Source organism: Streptococcus caledonicus (assembly GCF_042656225.1).
Taxonomy (GTDB): Bacteria; Bacillota; Bacilli; order Lactobacillales; family Streptococcaceae; genus Streptococcus; species Streptococcus caledonicus.
The window spans coordinates 56,845-78,184 of sequence record NZ_JBHSOJ010000033.1 but is presented as its reverse complement, the minus strand read 5'-3'; the positions used below and the strand labels follow the sequence as shown (position 1 = coordinate 78,184).

Genomic DNA, 21,340 nt, shown 5'->3' with positions numbered 1-21,340 from the left:
TCCATTATAGTGGAAGCACTAGGAATTGCAGATAATTTAATCATAATCAACTACTAAGTATCCATACATTGGTAGCTTCGTTATTTTTATTATTAAATGATTAATTATTTTAAATCTGATATTCACCCAAAATCAAAATTAGCATTTTAGAACCTCTAATATCATTGATAGACAACCGAACGAAGTGAGGCTAAAACGTTTCTTTCGCTATAGCGGTATTCTTATCAAGAGTTTACTCTTGACAAGAACGGATTTTTTGAGATCTAAGCTCAAAAAATAGCAATGAAACTCCATAGGAGGTTGCTTGCGTCCGCACTTCTAAGAAAGAAACAAAAAGTAATTTTTTCTGTTTTTAAATATAAATCACTATAAATTTGATTAAGCATAAGCCTACTACACATATAAAACAAATATAGCGTGCTTTCACACGCTGATATTTATTGACAATTTAGTTAAATGTTGGAGCACCTTCCCAGGCTGGAATATCAATACCTTTTGATGTTTCATTAAGCACTTTGGCAATCTCATCTGTTTGGTAAACTGAGATCAATTTTTTAATGGCATCAGCCTTGTCTGATTTTTCCCAATCTTTTTGAGCCGCGATAATGTTAACCCATTGTTTAGAACCTTCGTTTACTTCTTCTTTGTAAAGAGAAGTCTCATAGTTAATACCTGCAGACTGAGCAAAAGCATTATTGATAATAGCTGCATCTACAGATACTAAGTTGGCTGCAAGTTGATCAGCTGCAACTTCTTTAATCTTGACATTCTTACTGTTTTTAACAATACTATCAAGCGTTGCTATCTCGCCTTTAGGCACTTCAAGATCAATGATACCAGCACTTTCAAGAACATAGAGAGCACGGCTTTCATTTGTCGCATCATTTGGTACTGCAATCACAGCACCTTCTGGTAATTCAGAGACATCTTTATACTTGGCCTTACTACCCTCAGTTCCTGAGAAGAGATGGATTGGACTAAGAAGGGTATCCGCTGCTGCGACTAAATCACCATCATTTTCCTTATTCCAGTTATTTAAGAAATCATAGTGTTGGAAAGCATTGACATCTACTTCACCATTATTAAGAGCAGTATTGGGTTGTGTGTAATCAGTAAACTGTACAAAGTTTAAAGTCACGCCTTCTTTTTTAACCAAAGCTGAAATTTCATCCCAAAGTGGCTCTGTCGTATCATCAAAGGCCATAACTCCAACAGTCAATTTTTCACCCTTATCGCTTGCCTTATCTTCTTTGCCTGACGATGGAGCACAGGCTGCCAAAAGCACTGCGGCTGCCAAAGTTGTTGTTAATCCTAGAATTTTTTTAAATGTCATATCTCATTACCTCTTCTAAATTTTTAAGATATGCCCATTATGCCACAGGAAGCTATAGATTTCAAATTGTTAAAAATAAGGTTTTTATATAGTTAAAAACTATAACATTACAAATATTGGCGTGGCACACGTTGGCTCAAAAGGCAAAGAACTTCATAATTGATGGTATCACGATGCTGAGCAATGTCAGTTGCCGAGATAGCCTCATCACCATTTTTACCAATCAGAGTAACTTCTGTTCCAAGAGGATAGGATTTTGGTAATTTTATGGTCATTTGGTCCATGGAAATACGGCCAACAATTTGACAATAGTTTCCGTCAACTAGAACATAGAAATTTTGAGTATCACGCGTCCAACCATCCGCATAACCAATCGGAACAGTAGCGATATACTCATCGCTCTTAGTTTGATAAGTGGCACCATAACCAATCGTTTTCAGAGATGGAAGTTTTTTGACATGGATAATTTGCGAAGAAAGTGTCAGAGCTGGTTTAATTGGATAAGGTAATTCTAAAACTTGTCCACTAGGGTTAAGTCCATAAATAGCAATCCCTAGTCGCACAGCATTAAAAATCCCTTCGTGATGCCAGAGACTGGTCGCAGAGTTACCGGCATGAACAAGGGCTGGAACTTGCTCCAGTTCAGACAAATGCGTTTTGAAGCTCTGCAATTGCTCCAAAAAATAACTGTCATCAGCTTCATCAGCTGTCGCAAAGTGGGTGAAAACCCCTTCAACATTAGCACCTAGTTCTCTTAAACGATGCAGAGCTTGCTTAGTATCAGAACTGTTTCGAAAACCGATACGCCCCATACCTGTATCCAATTTGAGGTGGACTTTTAGTCCTGTCAAATCATAGGAACATGCAAAATCCAACCACTCCAAACTAGCTACCGTGACCGTGATCTTTTGTGAAATCGTTACTGGTAATTCCTCTGGCATAATAACACCCAAAATCAAAATCGGTTTGATAATCCCTGCTTGACGCAATTCAAGTCCTTCATCAAGGTTTGAAACACAAAAATAATCAACTTGGTGCTTAATATGTTTGGCAACTTCAGCTGCTCCATGTCCATAAGCATCTGCTTTAACAACCGCAAAATGCTGAGTATTTTCTGGTAGATGGCTTTTTATAGTCTCAATATTGCTAGTAATAGCTGATAAATCAACAGTCGCCTTAGTTGGACGATGAATACTTGTAACCATAATATAAGATACCAAGAACGCCGAGAAAGCGATTAGAATTTTAGGAAATCAACGTAGTGTGCTTGCACACAAGGCGATTTATCTAAATTCCGAGCTTTCCGTTCGGGTTCAATTCCTTTCATTTTCCTCAATACTTTCTAAAATGACACTAGCCTGAACAAAAGAACCACTGTGAGAGATAGATAAATGGACTTTCCCCTCAAAAGGCGAGACTGTCACAATCGGTGCTCCCTTACTGTCTTTCATTATTTCAATATCTTGAAAAGATAAGCCAACCAACCCAGTTCCCAAGGCTTTTGAAAAAGCCTCTTTTGCCGCCCAACGTCCCGCTAAAAATTCATAGGTACGAGGAGCTTTAAGCGTCTGAAATAGCTCTAATTCTTTTTCTGTAAGAATTTTATGGGCAAAGCTCTGCCTTTTATCATAAACCCGTTGAATAGCAGAAATATCCTGCAAATCAATCCCATGTCCGTAAATCATAGGTTCTCCTTTTCCAAAAAGAAAAACCAGCCTAAGCTAGCTTTCTTTCTATTATACCACTACTTTGACAAAGTCGCATAGATTTCCTGGATAAGTTCCTCTGTTTTATCCCAACCAAGGCATGGGTCTGTGATAGATTTACCGTAAATTTCTGGGCTGTCTTGGCGTCCATCTTCGAGGTAAGACTCAATCATGAAACCACGAACATACTGACGAATCTTCTCATTCCAATCACGGTTGATAAGGGTTTGACGAACAATACGGATTTGTTCTAAATATTGTTTGCCTGAATTATCATGATTTGTATCAATCACGATAAACGGATTTGCCAAGCCCATTTTCTCATATTGTGCAATGGTTTTGAGTAAAATATCATAGTAGTAGTTAGGCACATTTTCCCCGTGCTCATTCACCGCACCACGCAAGATAACATGAGCCAATGGATTACCGTCTGTGTCCACTTCGGCATTGTGATAAATGAAGTTTTGAGCATTTTGAGCAGCATAGATACCGTTAAACATGACATTAAGATTTCCTGAAGTTGGATTTTTCATCCCTACAGGGGCATCAATACCAGATGCTACAAAACGGTGTTCTTGGTCCTCTACGGAACGTGCTCCAATCGCATGGTAAGACACCAAATCATCAACCAAGGTGAAGTTAGATGGGTATAGCATCTCATCTGCTGTTGTCAAACCTATCTCAGTAATGACACGGTAGTGCAAATTACGAACAGCAGCAATACCATTGATTAAATCTGGCAATTTTGACGTATCTGGCTGGTGCATCAATCCTTTATAGCCATCACCATTGGTGCGTGGTTTAGCCGTGTAAACACGCATCACCATAAAGATTTTGTCTTTGACTTTCTCTTGAAGGGCTGACAAACGTTTCGCATAATCAAGCACAGCTTCTTCGTTATCAGATGAGCAAGGACCAATAACCAGCAGTAAACGATCATCTTTTCCCGCAATAATATCTGCTAATTCTCGATCACGACTTTCTTTTTTGCGAAGAAAGTCACCCGTCAATTTTGATAATTCTTTAACTTGAGCGATGTCAATGGTTTCTGATTTTTGATGAATCCCCATAGCTTTTTCTCCTATTTCTTTTTAACTATTCATTTTCATAACCGTTAAATGACTGACTTTTTGATGTTTGATAAATCTCACGGACTAAGGCTTCTGTTTTATCCCAACCCAGGCATGGATCGGTAATGGATTTTCCATAGACCTCCGACTTATCTTGACGACCATCTTCTAAGTAAGATTCAATCATAAACCCTCTAACATACCGACGAATTGTTTCATTCCAATCTCGATTAATGAGAGTTTGGCGGACAATACGAACCTGTTCAAGATATTGTTTTCCAGAATTATCATGGTTGGTATCAACGATAATAAATGGATTTTCTAACTGCATCTTTTTATACTGCTCAATAGTATCTAAGATATTATCATAGTAGTAGTTTGGAATGTTTTTACCATATTCATTAGTCGCACCGCGCAAAATAACATGGGCAAGTGGATTTCCAGTTGTCTTAACTTCTTCTCCGTTAAAAAAGAAATTCTGCTTAGCTTGAGCTGCATAAATCCCATTAAACATAATGTTTAAATTACCCGATGTAGGATTTTTCATCCCTGTTGGAACATCAATACCGGAAGCAACAAAGCGATGTTGCTGATCCTCTACAGAGCGTGCTCCAATTGCAATGTAAGAAACAAGGTCATCAACCAAGGGAAGATTTTCAGGATATAGCATCTCATCAGCTGTTGTCATCCCTGTTTCCGTAATCACTCGATAGTGAAGATTACGAACCGCCTTGATACCGTTAATAAGATTCGGCTCTCCTTCTGCATCTGGTTGATGAATAAGACCTTTGTAACCATCACCATTGGTGCGTGGTTTCGCTGTGTAAACTCGCATCACCATAAAAATATGGTCTTTAACTTCTTCTTGAAGTTTAGCTAATCGATGTGCATACTCAAGCACCGCTACTTCATTATCAGACGAACATGGACCAATCACTAACAAGATACGGTCATCTTCCCCACGCATAATCGCTGCAAGCTCTTCATCACGTGCCTTTTTTCGACTTAAAGCTACACCTGTCAATTTTGATAATTGACGAACTTCATCAATATTAATTTTTTCACTCGTTGGTATAAATGACATACTACTTCCTTTAACTCAATATAAAAATTGTTTCTATTATACCACTTGAAAGCTTCATTTCCAAGGTATTTTTCAGAAAATTTAGTCAATAGAGATAATAATCATATTTATATCATCCCTAAATAAGTTTGCAATGCCACTATGTGACCTTGACCATCAGTAAAACCTTTCTCATAGATCTCATCAAATTTATTAGGATTTTTCTCTAAACGCCCAATTTTGAGAGTGTTTTTCGGTCGAACAACAAAAGCTTGTCCTTCTTGTTCAAGTTTGATAACCTGCTCAACCTGAGCATTGTAATACTGATAGCGTTTCGAAGCCACAGCTATAAATTTAGGATATTTTTTATAAAAAAGTCTGTAAAGTCTCCCACTAGAAGGCTTTTTTCGATAATCAAGTGGCTGCGTTAAAATCACAATTAATTTGTCAAAACCTAGACTTCTCGCAAAATCTATGGGAATCGAATCAGAAAGACCACCATCTAAATACTGTTTCCCTTTATAAGTGACAATTTCATTAGCTAGGGGCAAGGCAGAGCTAGCACGAAGGGCTTCCATCTGTTCAAAGACATTCTCAATTTTAATATAATCTGGTTTACCTGTTTCAATATCAGTAGCAACCACATAAAAAGGAGTCCTTGATTGAGCAAATCTTTCCTGGTCAAATTTATCTAGTTCCATAGGAATTTTATAATAAGCCATATCCTTATTAACAACATTGCCTGTTTTCACCCAAGAACGAAATCCCATATAGTTTTTATTTTTGATGAAGCGTTTGTTATAACGAAGAGCCCTGCCTTTTTGCTGAGAAAGAAAATTTACCCCAAAAAGTGCACCAGCAGAAACAGCTACAACCCCATCTACCTTAATTCCCGCATCTAAAAACGCATCCAAAACACCAGCCGTATAAAGCCCACGCATACCGCCACCTTCTAGCACCAATCCAACTGTCATCTTCGTTCCCTCCGTCATGGTTTTGGTGATTATTATAACAAAATTTCCAAAAAAATGGGCAAAAGAGAGTGGGACAAAAATCGTTAAATCGTCAAAAAAGACGATTTCGATTTTGTTGTCCCCCTCCGCACAGTTGATTAGGATGGCCGCTAACGATTGCGTAGTACTAAAATAGTCCAGTGGACTATTTTAGGTGGACACTTGAAAATGAAAGAAGGGTCCAGTTACAGACCTCCAATCAACCACTGCGCCAATCTGTTATTACTATCAAAAAAGAGAAGGTTGAGATATTTTTGTCTCAACCTCATTTATTGCTGATATTGCCATACATTTCTGGACGACGGTCACGGAAAAGCCCCCAGTTAAGACGCTCATTGGCACTTTTGTCCAAGTCGTAGGTTGCTAGTAGCACCGCTTCTCCTTCACGATCAGCAACGGTCAACATTACTCCCGTCTCATCTGTCATAAAGGATGAACCATAGAAATTCAAGCTTGATTCCTGTCCGCCATTTTCCACAGATGGCGTCACATGCTCGATACCAAAGCGGTTTGCTGAAATAACAGGTGTAATATTGGCTGCGGCATGACCTTGCATGGTGCGTTGCCAGTGCCCCTTACTGTCTGTATCCAAAATTGGTTCAGAGCCAATAGCCGTTGGGTAAAAGAGCAATTCTGCACCGTTTAAGGCAAGGCAACGCGCTGTTTCTGGGAACCATTGGTCCCAACAAATGCCAATCCCAATCTTAGCATATCGTGTCTCCCAGACCTTAAAACCAGTATTTCCTGGAGTGAAGTAAAACTTCTCTTGGTAATAATGATCATCTGGAATATGAGTTTTACGGTAAACTCCTAACACCTCACCAGTCGCATCAATAATAGCGATCGAATTATACAGAACATTGCCATCTTTCTCATAAAAACTAATCGGTAAAACCACCTGCAACTCTTTTGCGATAGGTTTGAAGTGGAGAATAGCCGCATTTTCCTCTACGGATTGCGCGTATTGATAATACTCATACTGGCGTTCTTGACAGAAATAAGGACGTTCAAAAAGCTCTGGTAGGAGAATAATCTGCGCCCCTTGTTCAGCCGCTTGGCGTACCAAACGCTCTGCTGTTTTAATATTTTCAACCACTTCTAGCTGACACTGCATCTGAATGGCAGCAACGGTTACATGTCTCATCATTTTCCTTTCTCTACAATGGAATTTGCTGGGTGATACAGTGAATATTTCCCCCACCTAGCAAGATATCTCGTGCTGGAATTCCAACAATTCGGCGATAAGGGAACAACTCTTGTAAAAGTTCACAGGCCATCTTGTCTTTAGGATCATTAAATTGTGGAACTAGGACAGCGTCATTGGTAATGTAAAAATTCACATAGCTAGCTGCAAGACGTTCTCCCAATTCCCGTTCATCTTCCCCTTCAGCAAATTGATAACCTAACAAATCATGTTCATCAATGACTTGAGTTTTATCAGGAATGTGCATTTTATAAACCGTTAACGGACGTCCCTTAGCATCTGTTTCTGACTCCAATACTTTAAGATTAGCTAATGACATGTCATATTGAGGATCATGTTCATCATCTGTCCAAGCAAGGACAACTTTGGCTGAGCCAACAAAGGCTGCGACATTATCCACATGCTCATTGGTCTCATCTTGGTAAATGCCATATGGTAACCAGATAACCTTTTCAATTCCTAAATATTCTTTTAAGTTTTTTTCGATTTGATTTTTAGTTAGATGCGGATTGCGGCCTAGACTGAGAAGACAAGATTCCGTTACCAACAGAGTGCCTTGCCCATCTGTGTGAATAGCTCCGCCTTCAAGCACAAAAGGTTTGGCATTATGAATAGGCATATTCAGATGATGAGCCACAGCAGACGCTAACAAATTATCTTCCTCATAGTCCCGATAGAGTCCATCAAAATCACCGCCCCAGGCATTAAATTCCCAATCAAGAGCTAGTTTCTCTCCTTGAGCATTGGCAACGATTGTAGGTCCCGTATCACGCGCCCAAGCATCATTACTTGGAATATCAAGGTAGGTAATCTCATCTCCTAGATAGGATTTTGCTTCCTCACGATGAGCGTCATCCACAACTAAGTACACCTTTTCACTCTTGGCAATTTCCTTCATGATACGCGTAAAGGCTTCCTTAGCCCCTTTGCCGTCATAGGCCCATGATCCAGGTCTGGTCGGCCAAATCATTAGAGTCCCCTGATGGGGATAATACTCAGCAGGCATGCGATACCCTAATTGTTTCGGTGACGTCATTAAGATAACCTCCCCTTGAAATCTTCGTAGCCAAAGGCTTTGACCAAACGGCAATCTCCATTCTTATCCATGAGATAAAGACTTGGTAACCCAATACCATTGAAGGTATTATTTTTCACAAAGGAATAGATAGCCATATCCTCAAAGTAAAGGCGGTCGCCGATTTCGACCGGCTTTTCAAAGCTATAATCACCGATAATATCGCCTGTCAAGCAAGTATTTGAAGACAAGCGATAAGTAAATGACTTTTCATTAGCTTCAAAACTATCACGAAGTGGCGGGCGATAAGGCATTTCTAGGACATCTGGCATGTGACAGGTCGCAGAAGCATCTAAAACTAAGGTATTGATTCCATTTTCAACGATATCCAAGACTTCTGTCGCCAGATAACCAGCATTGAGAGCAATAGCTTCTCCTGGTTCAATATAAACGTCCACATCATACTTTTCTTGAATTCGTTTGATTTCAGAAATCAATAAATCGACATTATAATCCTCACGTGTGACATGGTGACCACCACCAAAATTCAGCCACTTAATCTGGTGCAAATACTGACCAAATTTTTCTTCAACAGCTGCCAAGGTCGTTACCAAATCATCGGAATTTTGCTCACAGAGGGTATGGAAATGCAAGCCATCTACTAAATTCATCACCTCTGGATTAAACTTGTCAATCGTCACGCCAAAGCGTGAACCGTAGGCACATGGGTCATAGAGGGCATGGTCACCTTGCGTTGAACACTCTGGATTGATCCGCAAACCGACACTAACTTTAGCTGCTCTGCATTTATCACTATGCTGGCGCAACTGGCGCTCCGAGTTAAAGACGATGTGGTCTGACATTTCCAAAACCTCATCAATCTCACTGTCTTTAAATGCTGGCGCAAAAACGTGAACTTCTCCAGGAAATTCTTCACGTCCTAAACGTGCTTCGTAGAGCCCGCTGGCTGTTGTCCCAGAAAGGTAACGGCTAATCAAGGGATAAGTCGCATAGAGAGAATAAGCCTTCTGAGCTAGCAAGACCTTACAGCCTGCTTCCTCCTGAACACGCGCTAAAATCTGTAAATTCTTTTCCAACTGCCCTTCATCAATGACATATGAAGGCGTTGGGACTTGTTCCAATCTCATTAGTCCACCAATTGAGGATTTTCAACCACTACCCATGGAAGGCCATATTTATTCAAGGCTTCCATGAATGGGTCTGGATCCAATTCTTCCAAGTTATAAACACCAGGCTGTTTCCAAGTTCCGTCCATAACTAGTTTTGTTCCAATCATGGCAGGAACACCAGTTGTGTAAGAAATGGCTTGAGAACCAACTTCCGCATAACATTCCTGGTGGTCACAAACATTGTAGATATAGATGGTTTTTTCAACGCCATCTTTGATACCAGTAAAGATACAGCCGATGTTTGTTTTACCGACCGTACGTGGGCCAAGGCTTGCTGGGTCAGGAAGTAGGGCTTTCAAGAATTGAATTGGCACAATTTCTTGCCCTTGGAAATTGATGGTATCCGTGCGAAGCAAGCCGACATTTTCCAAGCACTTCATGTGAGTAAGGTAGCTTTGACCAAAGGTCATGAAGAAACGAATGCGTTTCACACCTGGAATGTTTTTAGCCAAAGATTCGATTTCTTCGTGGTGAAGAAGGTACATGTCTTTTTGACCAACTTCTGGGAAGTCGTATTCACGTTTAATTGACATAGCTTCAACTTCTACCCACTTACCGTCTTCCCAGTAAGAACCTGCTGCTGATACTTCACGAAGGTTAATTTCAGGGTTAAAGTTTGTCGCAAATGGATAGCCGTGATCACCACCATTACAATCTAAGATGTCGATGTAGTGAATTTCATCAAAGTAGTGTTTCAAAGCATAGGCTGAGAAGACACTCGTCACACCTGGGTCAAATCCAGAACCAAGTAGAGCTGTTAAACCTGCTTCTTTGAATTTTTCTTGGTAAGCCCATTGCCATGAGTAGTCAAAGTAAGCTGTGAAACCAAGCTCCTCACAACGTTTCTCATAAATGGCACGCCATTCTGGATCTTCCGTATTTTCAGCCTCATAGTTAGCAGTGTCAATGTAATGCACTCCAGTTGCCAAGCAAGCATCCATGATGGTTAAATCTTGGTATGGAAGGGCAACGTTCAAGACTGCTTCTGGTTTGTAGCTGTTGATAAGGGCTACCACTTCCTCAACATTATCAGCGTCAAGAGCAGCTGTTTCAATTTTAGTAGTGGTTTTACCTTCTAATTTAACTTTCAAGTCATCACATTTTGACTTGGTACGGCTGGCAATCATGATTTCTGTAAACGTTTCGCTATCCTGACAGATTTTAGAGATAGCAACTTGGGCAACGCCCCCACATCCGATAACTAGTAAACGACTCATTTTCTTCCTTCTTCCTCTTCTAAAATATCCTCAACATATTTTGGCAACATAAAGGCCCCGATATGTAAGTTAGCGGTGTAATATTCGGTAAAAAGCTGGCGCTCTTTCCACTTGTCTTTTTTGAAATCCTCAATAGGATGGTATTTTTTAGACGCAAAGCCAAACAACCAGTAACCAGCTGGACTAGTTGGAATATGAGCTTGGTAAACGCGGCTAATTGGGAAAGACTGGGTAGCCTTACGGTGCATGCTACGACAAGCTGATTCATCCTCATCAAAGAAGGGGCTACCATGCTGGTAAATCATAATCCCATCTTCTTTCAGAGCGCGGTAGCTATTGCCATAAAATTCTTTTGTAAACAGTCCTTCTGTGTGCCCAAAGGGATCCGTTGCATCGTTGATGATCATATCGTACTCTGCTTCGCAATTTCGCAAAAAACGCAGACCATCTTGATGGTAAATATTCACCCGAGGGTCATCTAAACCTTGGGCAAAATCAGGGAAATACTGGCGACATACCTCAACCAACATCTCATCTGGTTCTACAATATCAATCTGCTCCAACTCTGGGTACATGGTCAAAACCTGCGCCACACCACCGTCCCCACCGCCTAAGACAAGGACTTTCTTAGGTTTAGGATGCACTGCCATAGGTACATGAACAACCATCTCATTGTAAACAAAGTCATCTGCATCCGAGAAAAGGACATGACCATTCAAAACTAAAATCTTCCCAAAAGCAGGTGTTTCTAATACCGCAATATCTTGCCACTCACTTTTTCCTGAGTATAACTGCTGCGCAGTACGAAGCGACAATTTCACATCAGGTGTGTGAACCTCTGAAAACCACATATCCATCTAGTAGTCCTCCTTGATAATATTGATGACATTAACATCTGGATCTTCTGTTCCCTGAAGCGAGCAGCCTCTGTCCTTAGCAAATTGAATGTAATCAACCAAGTCCTGTGTCACTCGCTCACCCGGAGCTAAAATAGGAATCCCTGGTGGGTAGCACATGACAAATTCGCCACAGACAGAACCAATAGCCTCTTTGAGGCTAACACTCTCTCGGCTAGCATAGAAAGCTTTTTGAGGTGACATAACCACCTCTGGCTGAATATACTCTCCAGTAATCAAGTCCTTGCCATCTCGTGAATAGAGGCGTTTAATATCTGCTAAAGCACCGACCAAACGTTCAATATCCTGAATACGATCTCCAATCGAAATGTAGGCTAGGATATTCCCAATATCTCCAAACTCAATCTGAATATCATACTCATCACGCAAGAGGTCATAAACCTCAATACCAGTCAAGCCAATTCCTTGTGTGTAAATGGACAACTTAGTCACATCAAAGTCATAGACTGATACCCCGTCAATCAACTCTTTCGAGTAAGCATAGTAACCACCAATGGCATTAATTTCACGACGAGCATACTCCGACATTTCAATAACTTTTTCAAAGGACTCTTTGCCACGAAGGGCCAGATTTCGACGTGAGATATCAAGACTAGACATGAGCAAGTAAGATGCTGATGTGGATTGCGTTAAGTTAATAATCTGACGGACATATTCTGCATTCATGTCCGGTCCAAGCAGAAGAATCGAGCTCTGTGTTAGACTACCGCCTGATTTGTGCATAGATACTGCTGCCATATCAGCGCCAGCATCCATTCCAGAAATCGGCAACTTCTCTGTAAAATGCAAATGTGCTCCATGCGCCTCATCAACCAACACTTTCATTCCTGCTGCATGGGCCATCTCTGTCAGACCTTTCAAGTCTGAACAAATGCCATAGTAGGTTGGATTATTGATTAATACCGCCTTAGCATCTGGGTGTTCCTTGATAGCCTGTGCCACTCGGTCATTTTCCAAGCCAAGAGCAATTCCAATTTGAGGGTTAACGCTCATCTCAATGTAAATCGGAATCGCACCACAAAGAACCAAGGCATTGATCGCAGACTTGTGCACATTTCGTGGCAGGATAATCTTATCTCCAGCCTTACAGGTCGCTAAAATCATCGCCTGGACCGATGAGGTTGTCCCACCAATCATCAAGAAGGCATGCGCTGCGCCAAAAGCATCCGCCGTCAACTCTTCAGCCTCTCGGATAATTGATACTGGGTGCCCTAAATTATCCAAGGGTTTCATGGAATTGACATCAATCCCAACACATTTTTCGCCTAAGAGCTCCACTAATTCTGGATTACCTCGACCACGTTTGTGCCCAGGCACATCAAAGGGAACTATTCGTTTCTTGCGTAAATTCACCAGCCCATCATAAATGGGTGCATGGTGCTGATTTTTTCTTGTCACTGCCTCTCCATTCCTACCATCTTCTCACGGTTGAAAATACCTTTCCAACCTATTCTTCTGTCTCTTGTCAAACAAAAAGAGCAGGGTATACTCCTGCTCTACAATCGTTTTTTGTTCACGTTTTGATTTCTTCTTTATGAGTGTCTGGGGCTAGATGTTTCCTACTCTCAAGTGCAAATATGACGTACTTTATTGACCGTTTCACAAGATGACGTGTGCTTTCACCACACTAAAATAAATATGAATTAGGAAATATTTCCTAACATCAACTGTAAAATTTGGGTTTCTAACCCAATCAATAATGGGAGCAGAACACTACTGTACTATTCCCGCTTCGGCATTCCCCTGCCTGTCCGTAGGCATTTTTTACTCGGGGTATATTTGCTAGAAACATCTTTTGGATACTTATTCTAGACAAAAAGTATTCTAACAGAATCTTAAGAAACCGTCAATAAGTTTTTATCTTTTTTTAAAATTTGTTCGTCATTTACGAATAAAAAAAGAGATTGAGACTATTCTCAACCACTTTCGCTATAATAGACAAATATCCTTACAATTCAGCAATTTGGTAAAGTTCCACTTCTGCCTGTGTCTCTGTACCAAACATGCTGAGCATCAATTTCACTTTATTGCCATCAATTTCAACCACACGACCTTCTTGTCCCATGAAGGCACCATCAATGATTTGAACCACATCACCAGCTTTAATATTAGTATCAATAATATCCACTTTTTGTCCCATTGAAATGAGAATAGCACGAATTTCTTCTTCCAACAGTGGTGTCGGTTTTGAACGGTTACCGTGCGATCCCACGAAACCAGTAACGTTTGGTGTGTTACGAACAACAAACCAAGCTTCATCTGTCATTACCATTTCAACCAAGACGTAACCTGGGAAGCGGTTTTCTTCAACCTCTTTTGTCGTTCCATTTTTCTCAAAACTAACGGTTTGTGTCGGAATAATAACCTGTAGGATATTATCTAACATATCGTAAGTTTGAGCGCGTTGCAAAAGGTTCTCTTTTACCTTGTTTTCGTAACCTGAATAAGTTTGAAGGACAAACCAGCCCTTATCAAATGAATCTAACATTTTATGCTCCTTTTTACTTGTTAGTTTAGCTTTTTAAATTGAAAATAGCTAACCAAATAAACGAAAAGACGATATAAAAAAGCCGATGGTGCGGCTTTTGGTCTTAGTAAGATTATACCATACTTTTGACCAAATGAGCCCTAACATCTGCTTATTTAAAAGACTTTTTTAAAATTTATCAAATAAACTTAAGAGACCACCTGAAATCAAACGGTCAAATAAGAAAATAATCAAAGTGAAAAATGTGGTATATTCAAGAACTGAGATAAAATCATACCAACGTTGCTTGCGAGTTGGCCAAGTTGTATCTTTTAAAACCTGAAAAATTCCTTTGACAAACATAATTTATATCTATACTCCTCATTTAAAATACACGAATCTTCAATCCATGCTGAATGTAACACTTAATGAAAATCAACAATAGACAGTCTCAGTAGGTATAGAACAGTCCAACATTACTTTTATTTTCACCAAGTTTTAGCGGGTTTCTTTGTGCAGCGAATACCCTTTGCAATGTTTACAAAACTTCTTAACTTCTAAGCGTGTCGGCTTGGGATTACTACTAACTGAGATTGAGTAGTTGCGACTGCCACAATCTACACACGCTAAACTTGCTTTTTTCTGTGCCATACTGCCTCCGTAATTGTCATTATACCACGTTAACAAGGTCTTTGCAACTTATCTAAAATAGTCAACGATGCTATTCCAAATATTTTCAGCATTCTCTTGAAGTGACGTATCCTGCAAGGCTTTTTCTAAGTCTTCTTTAGCCTTAGCAGCAGAATCCCTTAGGTCGTCAATGATACTACGTGATTCATCTTGGTTTTCCTGCGCCGCGACATCATACACAGCCTCAATCCCATTAGCAACGTAAGCATTTTTTGCCGTAAAATCAGTCCCAGGAGTGTAGGGCAAAACTGTGCTAGCAACGGTACTAAAAAGAGCTGATGCATTGCTATAAGGATCAACAATATAGTGCCCTTCATCCGTCTGATCGTAACCAATCCACTGAGAAATCACCACATCAGGTGTGTAGCCAATAACCCATTGATCGCTGATAACATCTGGATTGAAGCTTGCTTCATTTGTTCCAGTTTTTCCAGCCATCGTATAACCATAAACATTAGCTGCAGTTGCTGTACCATTAGTAAATGTTCCCAGCATCATACTTGTCATTTTATCAGCAACAGTTTTACTAAATACGCGTTTAGCAGAAGGGGTGTAAGCCTTGACTTTGTCACCTCTAGCCGTCTCAATCCGAGTAATAAGATGTGCCTTATTCATCACACCTTCATTGGCAAAAGTAGCGTAAGCCTGAGCCATTTCTAGCGGACTTACTGTCACACTAGATCCTAGAGCTATTCCTAATTCTTCTGGAACTCCCTCCATTTTCAACCCTAATTTTTTGCCATAAGAGAGAGACTTTGACACACCAATCTGGTCTAAGGTGTACACAGCTGGAATATTGTATGAATTGGCCAAAGCTTGATACATAGGTAAATCTTCTGTTTCAATTCCACCATAATTAGATGGGGCATAGCCATTAAAATCACGCTTAGTATTTGGTAAAGGTTCATCAATACTCCAACCAGAAGCTATTGCCGGAGCATACACTAGTAAGGGTTTAATTGCCGAAGCTGGACTACGACGTCCCTGAGTCGCATAGTTAAAACTTCTAAAATGAGTATTTTCAGTACTATTAGAACGTCCAACTAACCCTCTAACTCCTCCCGTTTTGGGATCAAGTGCCACACTAGCAGCCTGTGAGGGTTCACCATCAGCAGCAACATAAATAAAGTTATCATCATCCAGTGTATTTTGCATTCCAGTTTGATAATTTTGATCCAGTTCTGTATAAATCTTATATCCGTTATTTAAAATATCTTTTTCACTCAATCCATACGTATCGATGGCTTCGCTGATAACAGCATCAAAATACGAAGGGTATTTATAGTCGTTCATCTTTCCTGAATAAGTATCTGCCAGACGATTTCCCATACCAATAGTCGTCGCTTCATTGGCACTTTCTTGGCTAATATACCCAGCCTCTACCATTCCTTGCAAGACTGTGTCCCGACGATTAGTCGCATTCTCAATAGAGTAATAGGGATTATAAATCTCTGGACCTTTTAGCATACCTGCAAGTGTAGCCGCTTCATCTAATGCTAGATTTGCCGCACTTGTACCAAAATATTTTTGGCTTGCATCCTCAACACCCCATATCCCGTTACCGAAATAGGCATTATTAAGATACATGGTTAAGATATCTTCTTTTTTATATTTCTTAGTCAATTCCAAAGCAAGAAAAAACTCGCGTGCCTTACGTTTAATGGTCTGATCCTGTGTTAGGTAAGCATTTTTAGCCAGTTGTTGTGTAATTGTGGAACCTCCGCCTGATTTCCCAAGCGTCAGCACTGCTAAAATCGTACGTTTAAAATTTATGCCTTTATTTTCATAAAAGGTCCTATCCTCAGTTGCTAGCACCGCATGTTCCAAATCATCGGAAATCGCATCTAGTTCAACGTAAGTTCCTTTTTGTCCAGTCAAAGATCCTGCATACTCATCATTACGGTCATAAATAACAGTTGTTGCCTTCAAGGCTTCTTGCAAATCAGAAACCTTTGCAGTCTTAGCTAAATAAAAGAGATAGCCACTGACTAGCAAAACACATCCTGTCGTAACAATCAAGACAAGCTTACCTAAATGGTAACGACGCCAAAACTGACGAAGAGGATTTTTAGGATTTAGCTTTAATTTATCAGCTTTTTTTAAAATTTCAGGTCTCTTTTCTTCTTTCTGATGATGATTGCGGCTACGCTGATACCGTGAAATGTATTCTTCTTGTTTAGAGACATCCACTCGTTTTTCTTCTACCGTAACGCAAAGGTCACCCTCATCAGAACTTATATTATCAACAAACTCTTGCTGTTCTTTTCGATACTGGGTTGGAAAGAATTTTTTCTTCAATAATTCTAAAAATGTCATACTGGTATTATACCACAGCTATTTTATTCCTGTCTTAACGGATTAATTTAGGGTTGAAAAATCATTCTTCAGACGTAGCAAAAAAAGCCAGAATCAACTGGCTTAACACTATATATTTAACGAAGTTTACTAATCACAACATAGCGATTAGGGTCATCACCTTCAGAATAGCTTTCAACCCCCTCAATCTTTCCAACAGTTTTATGCACAATTTTGCGTTCGCTATTACTCATTGGATCCATCACATAATCATGTCCAGTTTCCAAGACACGCTTCGCCATTTTTTTGGTAAAGTCAATCACAATTTCTGTACGATGTTCAACATAATCATGAACATTGAGAACTACTGAAAAATAGCGTGAATAACGATCGTGCAAGAAATTTTGAGCTAATAATTGCAGTGATTTAAGAACTTTTCCGTGGTAGCCAATCACACGACCAGCTTCAGGTGTTTCAATCTGAATGGTGATTTGACGGCGGTTAGTACTAACATCAAGCGTTGCTTCTACGTCCATTTCATAAATGATTTTTTCAATGTAAGTTGCCACTTCCTTTGCGGCAACCTCAATATCTTCTGAAGGAAATTCTTCTGATTCATTTTGACTAAATTCACTTGACACAAAGACTTGGAAGTCATCTTCTTTCGCTGACTCTTGTTTTTCTTCTGAGTCGAATTTAGATTTAGGTTCAATCTCTTCATTTGGCTCGTTATTTTGTAATTCTTTGAGAACTTCAAAATGTCCGGTTTCTTCCAAAATAGTTTGCGGAGATTTTTTGTTATTCAAAAATTGCTCTTTGACCTCTTGATCAACCTCAAGTTCACCACGGGCCTCCATTTCCTTGATAAGAGTTGTTACCTTACTCAGTTCAATGGTGTCTTCAAGACTAGTTGTCACAGGAGCATTTTGTTGGTTAATATTGTCTGGAACTCCCTTAACAGCCTTTTGATCTGCCTTATGTGCAGTTTTTTCATCAATATTTTCAATTTCAACCTGCGCAGGCTTTTTCCAAAAACCAAGAAAGCCTTTTTTCTCTCGTGAAACGACACGGATATGTGCCTTCATACGTGGTAAGCCAAGTTCACGTAACCCAGCTTCAATAGCATCCTCTACCGTTTTTCCTGTAAAAATAGCCATAATTTCTCCTTATTTGCGTCGCTGTGCTTTCTTTTTAGCGCGACGTATCCTTGCTTCTTTTTCTTTTTCGGCTTGCGCCAATTGCTCCCGCTCTGCAATAAGTTTGAACGGGTTGTTAAAAATTAAAGTCTGAACCACTTGATAAGCATTTGACACTGTCCAATACAAAGACACCCCACTTGCAATGTTAAAAGAAACCATTAAAATCATTAACGGAGCTACAACAGACATAAGCGTTAATGCAATATTTTTTTCACGTGCCCCCTTGTTGGTCAACCAAGTCGATAGGAAAGTAAATCCAGCTGCTAATATCGGAAGAATAAAGAATGGATCTGGTTGTGCCAGTTTAAACCAAAGGAATGATCCTTCTTTAAGAAAATCAACACGTAGCAAGGCTTGGTAAAGAGCGATCATGACAGGTAGCTGAATTAGAATCGGCCACATGCTTGTATAAGGATTGACACCTTCTTTTTTATACAGAGCATTGGTAGCTTCTGTCAAAGCTAAACGGCTCTCAGTATCTTTATTAGGATATTGTTTTTGTAATTCTCGTAGCTTAGGTTGCAAATCCTGCATCTTACGACTTGATTTGATTTGCATATTATAAAGAGGAAGTAATATCGTTCGAATCAAGAGTGTGAAGAGAACAATCCCAATACCAACATTTCCAAACGACAATCCATCAATAGCTTGTGCAAAAAGATACACTAATTTAGCCCAAAAACCTGTGCTTTCTGCCGTAATTGGCGTCATTGCTTGTGCACGACCACAGGCTGACAGCACCAAACCACCAAATAAAAAAAGTCCACTTACTTTTAGTTTTTTGTTCACCCTTAATTCCTTCCTGATAACGGCATAAAACGTAGAAAATCACACTTTATCTACAAATATTTTGGAAGAAGTAAACTCCTCTTCCTCACTATAAAGTTTCCCCAACTTTAAGACATGAATTAAATTACTTTTCATTTCTTGATAAGTAAGGCTTTCTACTCCCTTACGAGCAATAATAACAAAGTCTGTCGTCACAAGGTGAGGCGATAGATCTTTGACCAAATGGCGGAGCCGACGTTTCACACGATTTCTGACTACCGCATTGCCCAATTTCTTACTGACTGAGAGACCTACTCTAAAGTGAGGTTGGTCCTTTGGAAGACTATAAACTACAAATTTTCGATTAGCTACGCTTGTACCCTTTTGAAAAACTAGCTTAAAGTCTTTCTCACGCTTGACGCGATAGCTTTTTTTCACGATAAGACTCCAAGTTCTACATTTTTTACATTATATCATATTTCAGAAAAAGCTAAAACCCCTAGAATAGAGGTTTTTCGCGGATTTTTAACTGTTTTTAGGCTTTCCAATGCTTTTTGACGTCTAGCGGTTCACCAATTACCGCTGAATCGTCTAATTCAATGATTCCACGCACTTGTGGGGCGTTGGGCAAAGCAAGCTCACCAGGACTACACATCATGCCATAACTATCTTCACCACGAAGTTTCCCTGGGAAAATAAGGCTGCCGCTAGGCATCATAGCACCAGGCAAGGCAACTATAGTTTTTAATCCGATAGCCGCATTAGGGGCACCTGCCACGATTTGGACCGTCTTATCAGAAGCTACCTGAACGTGGCAAATGTTTAGATGATCACTATCTGGATGTGCCACCATCTCAACAATTTGACCAACTACAAAAAATGGGCCTTTATCATTAACAAGTTCTTCTGTAAAGCCTTCTTTAGCAAGTTCTTGATTTAAAATAGCAACATCATCATCTGATAAGATAACCTGACCATTTCCTTCAATAGCAATCAAACTTGATACTTCAAAAATATTCCAAGCAAGCGTTTTGCCACTTGATAAATCATAAACACGGGCTACCTTACCTCTACGTTCCACATCACGTTTTATATCTTTGGTATCCTGTAAAATAACAAGGAGAGTATCTCCCACTTGGTCTTTGTTATATGCAAAAATCATTATATTTCCTTAACTATAATTTTTATTCTTTTAATCTTTTTTATTTATCTCTTCCAGTGACTTATACTAAACAACTCGCAAACTCATTCAAAACCTCAAGACTGCCAAAAAGCTCTCACCAAATTTGTCTACATCGTTTTTTCAAATCAACCATTCAGAGTGATCAAACAATACTTACTGAGCAATATCAAACACAAGCAAATTCCCTAAAAATATTTTACCAAGCAATCACAACCCAAAACATCCTTATAGAACATTTCGACACGGTGAAAACAACTTTGAACTATTTGTCACCATTCTAATAATCAAAAGTTTAGATTTAAATTGAGAAATTTCCATACCTAGTCTATTAGCTAAATGAAAGTATCTGCCGTCCGAACACATTTTTAGAGTTTTTCTAAAAAACTGATAATTTCTTCTTTACTTTTTCTCAGTTTATTAACCAAACGACCTAGCTCTTCACCATTCTGTGTCACAACAAAGCTTGGAATGCCAAAAATATTCCAAGTCTGAGCGAGTTCCAAATGCTCATCCCTATCCACTCGAACAAAGGTCATCTCAGGGAATTTTGACTCAATTTCTGTCATAGCTGGGTAAATAAATTGACAATCTGGACACCAGTCTGCCGTGAAAAAGAAAACTGTTTTATCAGCTCCCTCAACAAAAGTTGCCAATTCTTCAATCGTTTTAGGAATAATCATTTATCTAACTCCTCCTCTAGGCGATAATTGATATCACCATGGTCATAACTAAAATAAAAGGTTACACCATCTTCAAATACCACACCACCAGTCACCAAACGTCTGATGGATTCAAAATCATTGACATAAACAACCGAAATCGTTCCAAAAGGCACAAAAAATTCTCGCACTTCCGTAAGGATTTGCTGGCGCTCTTTCTCTAACTGCTTTTGGCGAGCAACTACCCCAGCAGCTGCAAGACCACCTAGCCCTAAGATACCTGCTAGGAAGGCAAATCGATTTTTCTTCATAACCTTTATTTTAACACAAAAGAAGTATTTTTGTCTTAAA

At 39.6% G+C, this 21,340-nt stretch carries 22 protein-coding genes; all 22 read right to left on the bottom strand.

The window, feature by feature from the left end; genetic code table 11:
* Positions 1-448 precede the first annotated feature (448 nt).
* The 22 genes from ACFPQ3_RS11620 to ACFPQ3_RS11515 all read right to left on the bottom strand — a co-directional run bounded on the left by ACFPQ3_RS11620 (position 449) and on the right by ACFPQ3_RS11515 (position 21,300).
* Positions 449-1,333 carry a MetQ/NlpA family ABC transporter substrate-binding protein gene (locus tag ACFPQ3_RS11620; RefSeq protein WP_156805945.1) on the bottom strand — a complete coding sequence of 295 codons (885 nt, stop codon included), beginning with the start codon at positions 1,331-1,333 and terminating at the stop codon, positions 449-451.
* 107 nt (positions 1,334-1,440) lie between these two features.
* Positions 1,441-2,538: an alanine racemase gene (alr, locus tag ACFPQ3_RS11615; RefSeq protein WP_156805944.1), complete on the bottom strand. Its 1,098-nt coding sequence runs from the start codon at positions 2,536-2,538 to the stop codon at positions 1,441-1,443.
* 108 nt (positions 2,539-2,646) lie between these two features.
* The gene (acpS, locus tag ACFPQ3_RS11610) at positions 2,647-3,018 is read right to left on the bottom strand and encodes a holo-ACP synthase (RefSeq protein ID WP_156805943.1); all 372 of its coding nucleotides are present in this window, start codon (positions 3,016-3,018) and stop codon (positions 2,647-2,649) included.
* A 59-nt stretch (positions 3,019-3,077) separates the two neighbouring features.
* Complete coding sequence (locus tag ACFPQ3_RS11605; RefSeq protein WP_156805942.1) at positions 3,078-4,109, bottom strand: 3-deoxy-7-phosphoheptulonate synthase; 1,032 nt, start codon at positions 4,107-4,109, stop codon at positions 3,078-3,080.
* A 25-nt stretch (positions 4,110-4,134) separates the two neighbouring features.
* The gene (locus ACFPQ3_RS11600) at positions 4,135-5,193 is read right to left on the bottom strand and encodes a 3-deoxy-7-phosphoheptulonate synthase (protein WP_156805941.1); all 1,059 of its coding nucleotides are present in this window, start codon (positions 5,191-5,193) and stop codon (positions 4,135-4,137) included.
* A 107-nt stretch (positions 5,194-5,300) separates the two neighbouring features.
* Entirely contained in the window at positions 5,301-6,146 is an 846-nt protein-coding gene (locus ACFPQ3_RS11595) for a patatin-like phospholipase family protein (RefSeq protein WP_156805940.1), read from the bottom strand.
* A gap of 304 nt (positions 6,147-6,450) precedes the next feature.
* On the bottom strand, positions 6,451-7,329 hold the full coding sequence (gene aguB, locus ACFPQ3_RS11590) for an N-carbamoylputrescine amidase (RefSeq protein ID WP_156805981.1): 879 nt from the start codon (positions 7,327-7,329) through the stop codon (positions 6,451-6,453).
* Between the two features lie 13 nt (positions 7,330-7,342).
* Positions 7,343-8,425, bottom strand: a complete 1,083-nt coding sequence (gene aguA / locus ACFPQ3_RS11585; protein WP_156805939.1) for an agmatine deiminase — start codon at positions 8,423-8,425, stop codon at positions 7,343-7,345.
* A complete protein-coding gene (gene nspC, locus ACFPQ3_RS11580) occupies positions 8,425-9,552 on the bottom strand; it encodes a carboxynorspermidine decarboxylase (protein ID WP_156805938.1) in 1,128 nt (375 codons plus the stop codon). Before nspC ends, aguA begins: the two co-directional genes overlap by 1 nt.
* On the bottom strand, positions 9,552-10,811 hold the full coding sequence (locus ACFPQ3_RS11575; protein WP_156805937.1) for a saccharopine dehydrogenase family protein: 1,260 nt from the start codon (positions 10,809-10,811) through the stop codon (positions 9,552-9,554). Before ACFPQ3_RS11575 ends, nspC begins: the two co-directional genes overlap by 1 nt.
* Entirely contained in the window at positions 10,808-11,668 is an 861-nt protein-coding gene (gene speE, locus ACFPQ3_RS11570) for a polyamine aminopropyltransferase (RefSeq protein ID WP_156805936.1), read from the bottom strand. Before speE ends, ACFPQ3_RS11575 begins: the two co-directional genes overlap by 4 nt.
* Complete coding sequence (locus tag ACFPQ3_RS11565; protein ID WP_156805935.1) at positions 11,669-13,126, bottom strand: aminotransferase class I/II-fold pyridoxal phosphate-dependent enzyme; 1,458 nt, start codon at positions 13,124-13,126, stop codon at positions 11,669-11,671.
* Positions 13,127-13,676: 550 nt separating this feature from the next.
* Positions 13,677-14,216 (bottom strand): transcription termination/antitermination protein NusG, encoded by a 540-nt coding sequence (gene nusG / locus ACFPQ3_RS11560; protein WP_121835513.1) that lies wholly within the window; start codon positions 14,214-14,216, stop codon positions 13,677-13,679.
* A gap of 168 nt (positions 14,217-14,384) precedes the next feature.
* Positions 14,385-14,558 carry a preprotein translocase subunit SecE gene (gene secE, locus ACFPQ3_RS11555; protein ID WP_198039895.1) on the bottom strand — a complete coding sequence of 58 codons (174 nt, stop codon included), beginning with the start codon at positions 14,556-14,558 and terminating at the stop codon, positions 14,385-14,387.
* A 135-nt stretch (positions 14,559-14,693) separates the two neighbouring features.
* Complete coding sequence (rpmG, locus tag ACFPQ3_RS11550) at positions 14,694-14,846, bottom strand: 50S ribosomal protein L33 (RefSeq protein ID WP_156805933.1); 153 nt, start codon at positions 14,844-14,846, stop codon at positions 14,694-14,696.
* Positions 14,847-14,894: 48 nt separating this feature from the next.
* A complete protein-coding gene (gene pbp2a, locus ACFPQ3_RS11545; protein ID WP_156805932.1) occupies positions 14,895-17,201 on the bottom strand; it encodes a penicillin-binding protein PBP2A in 2,307 nt (768 codons plus the stop codon).
* Positions 17,202-17,317: 116 nt separating this feature from the next.
* Complete coding sequence (jag, locus tag ACFPQ3_RS11540) at positions 17,318-18,337, bottom strand: RNA-binding cell elongation regulator Jag/EloR (RefSeq protein ID WP_156805931.1); 1,020 nt, start codon at positions 18,335-18,337, stop codon at positions 17,318-17,320.
* A gap of 9 nt (positions 18,338-18,346) precedes the next feature.
* Positions 18,347-19,186 (bottom strand): membrane protein insertase YidC, encoded by an 840-nt coding sequence (locus ACFPQ3_RS11535; protein ID WP_269747723.1) that lies wholly within the window; start codon positions 19,184-19,186, stop codon positions 18,347-18,349.
* Between the two features lie 21 nt (positions 19,187-19,207).
* Positions 19,208-19,585 (bottom strand): ribonuclease P protein component, encoded by a 378-nt coding sequence (rnpA, locus tag ACFPQ3_RS11530; RefSeq protein WP_156805929.1) that lies wholly within the window; start codon positions 19,583-19,585, stop codon positions 19,208-19,210.
* A gap of 97 nt (positions 19,586-19,682) precedes the next feature.
* A complete protein-coding gene (gene ytpR / locus ACFPQ3_RS11525) occupies positions 19,683-20,309 on the bottom strand; it encodes a YtpR family tRNA-binding protein (protein WP_156805928.1) in 627 nt (208 codons plus the stop codon).
* A gap of 386 nt (positions 20,310-20,695) precedes the next feature.
* The gene (locus tag ACFPQ3_RS11520) at positions 20,696-21,010 is read right to left on the bottom strand and encodes a thioredoxin family protein (RefSeq protein ID WP_156805927.1); all 315 of its coding nucleotides are present in this window, start codon (positions 21,008-21,010) and stop codon (positions 20,696-20,698) included.
* Positions 21,007-21,300, bottom strand: coding sequence for a DUF4651 domain-containing protein (locus ACFPQ3_RS11515; RefSeq protein ID WP_156805926.1), 294 nt, complete (start codon positions 21,298-21,300; stop codon positions 21,007-21,009). Before ACFPQ3_RS11515 ends, ACFPQ3_RS11520 begins: the two co-directional genes overlap by 4 nt.
* Positions 21,301-21,340 lie beyond the last annotated feature (40 nt).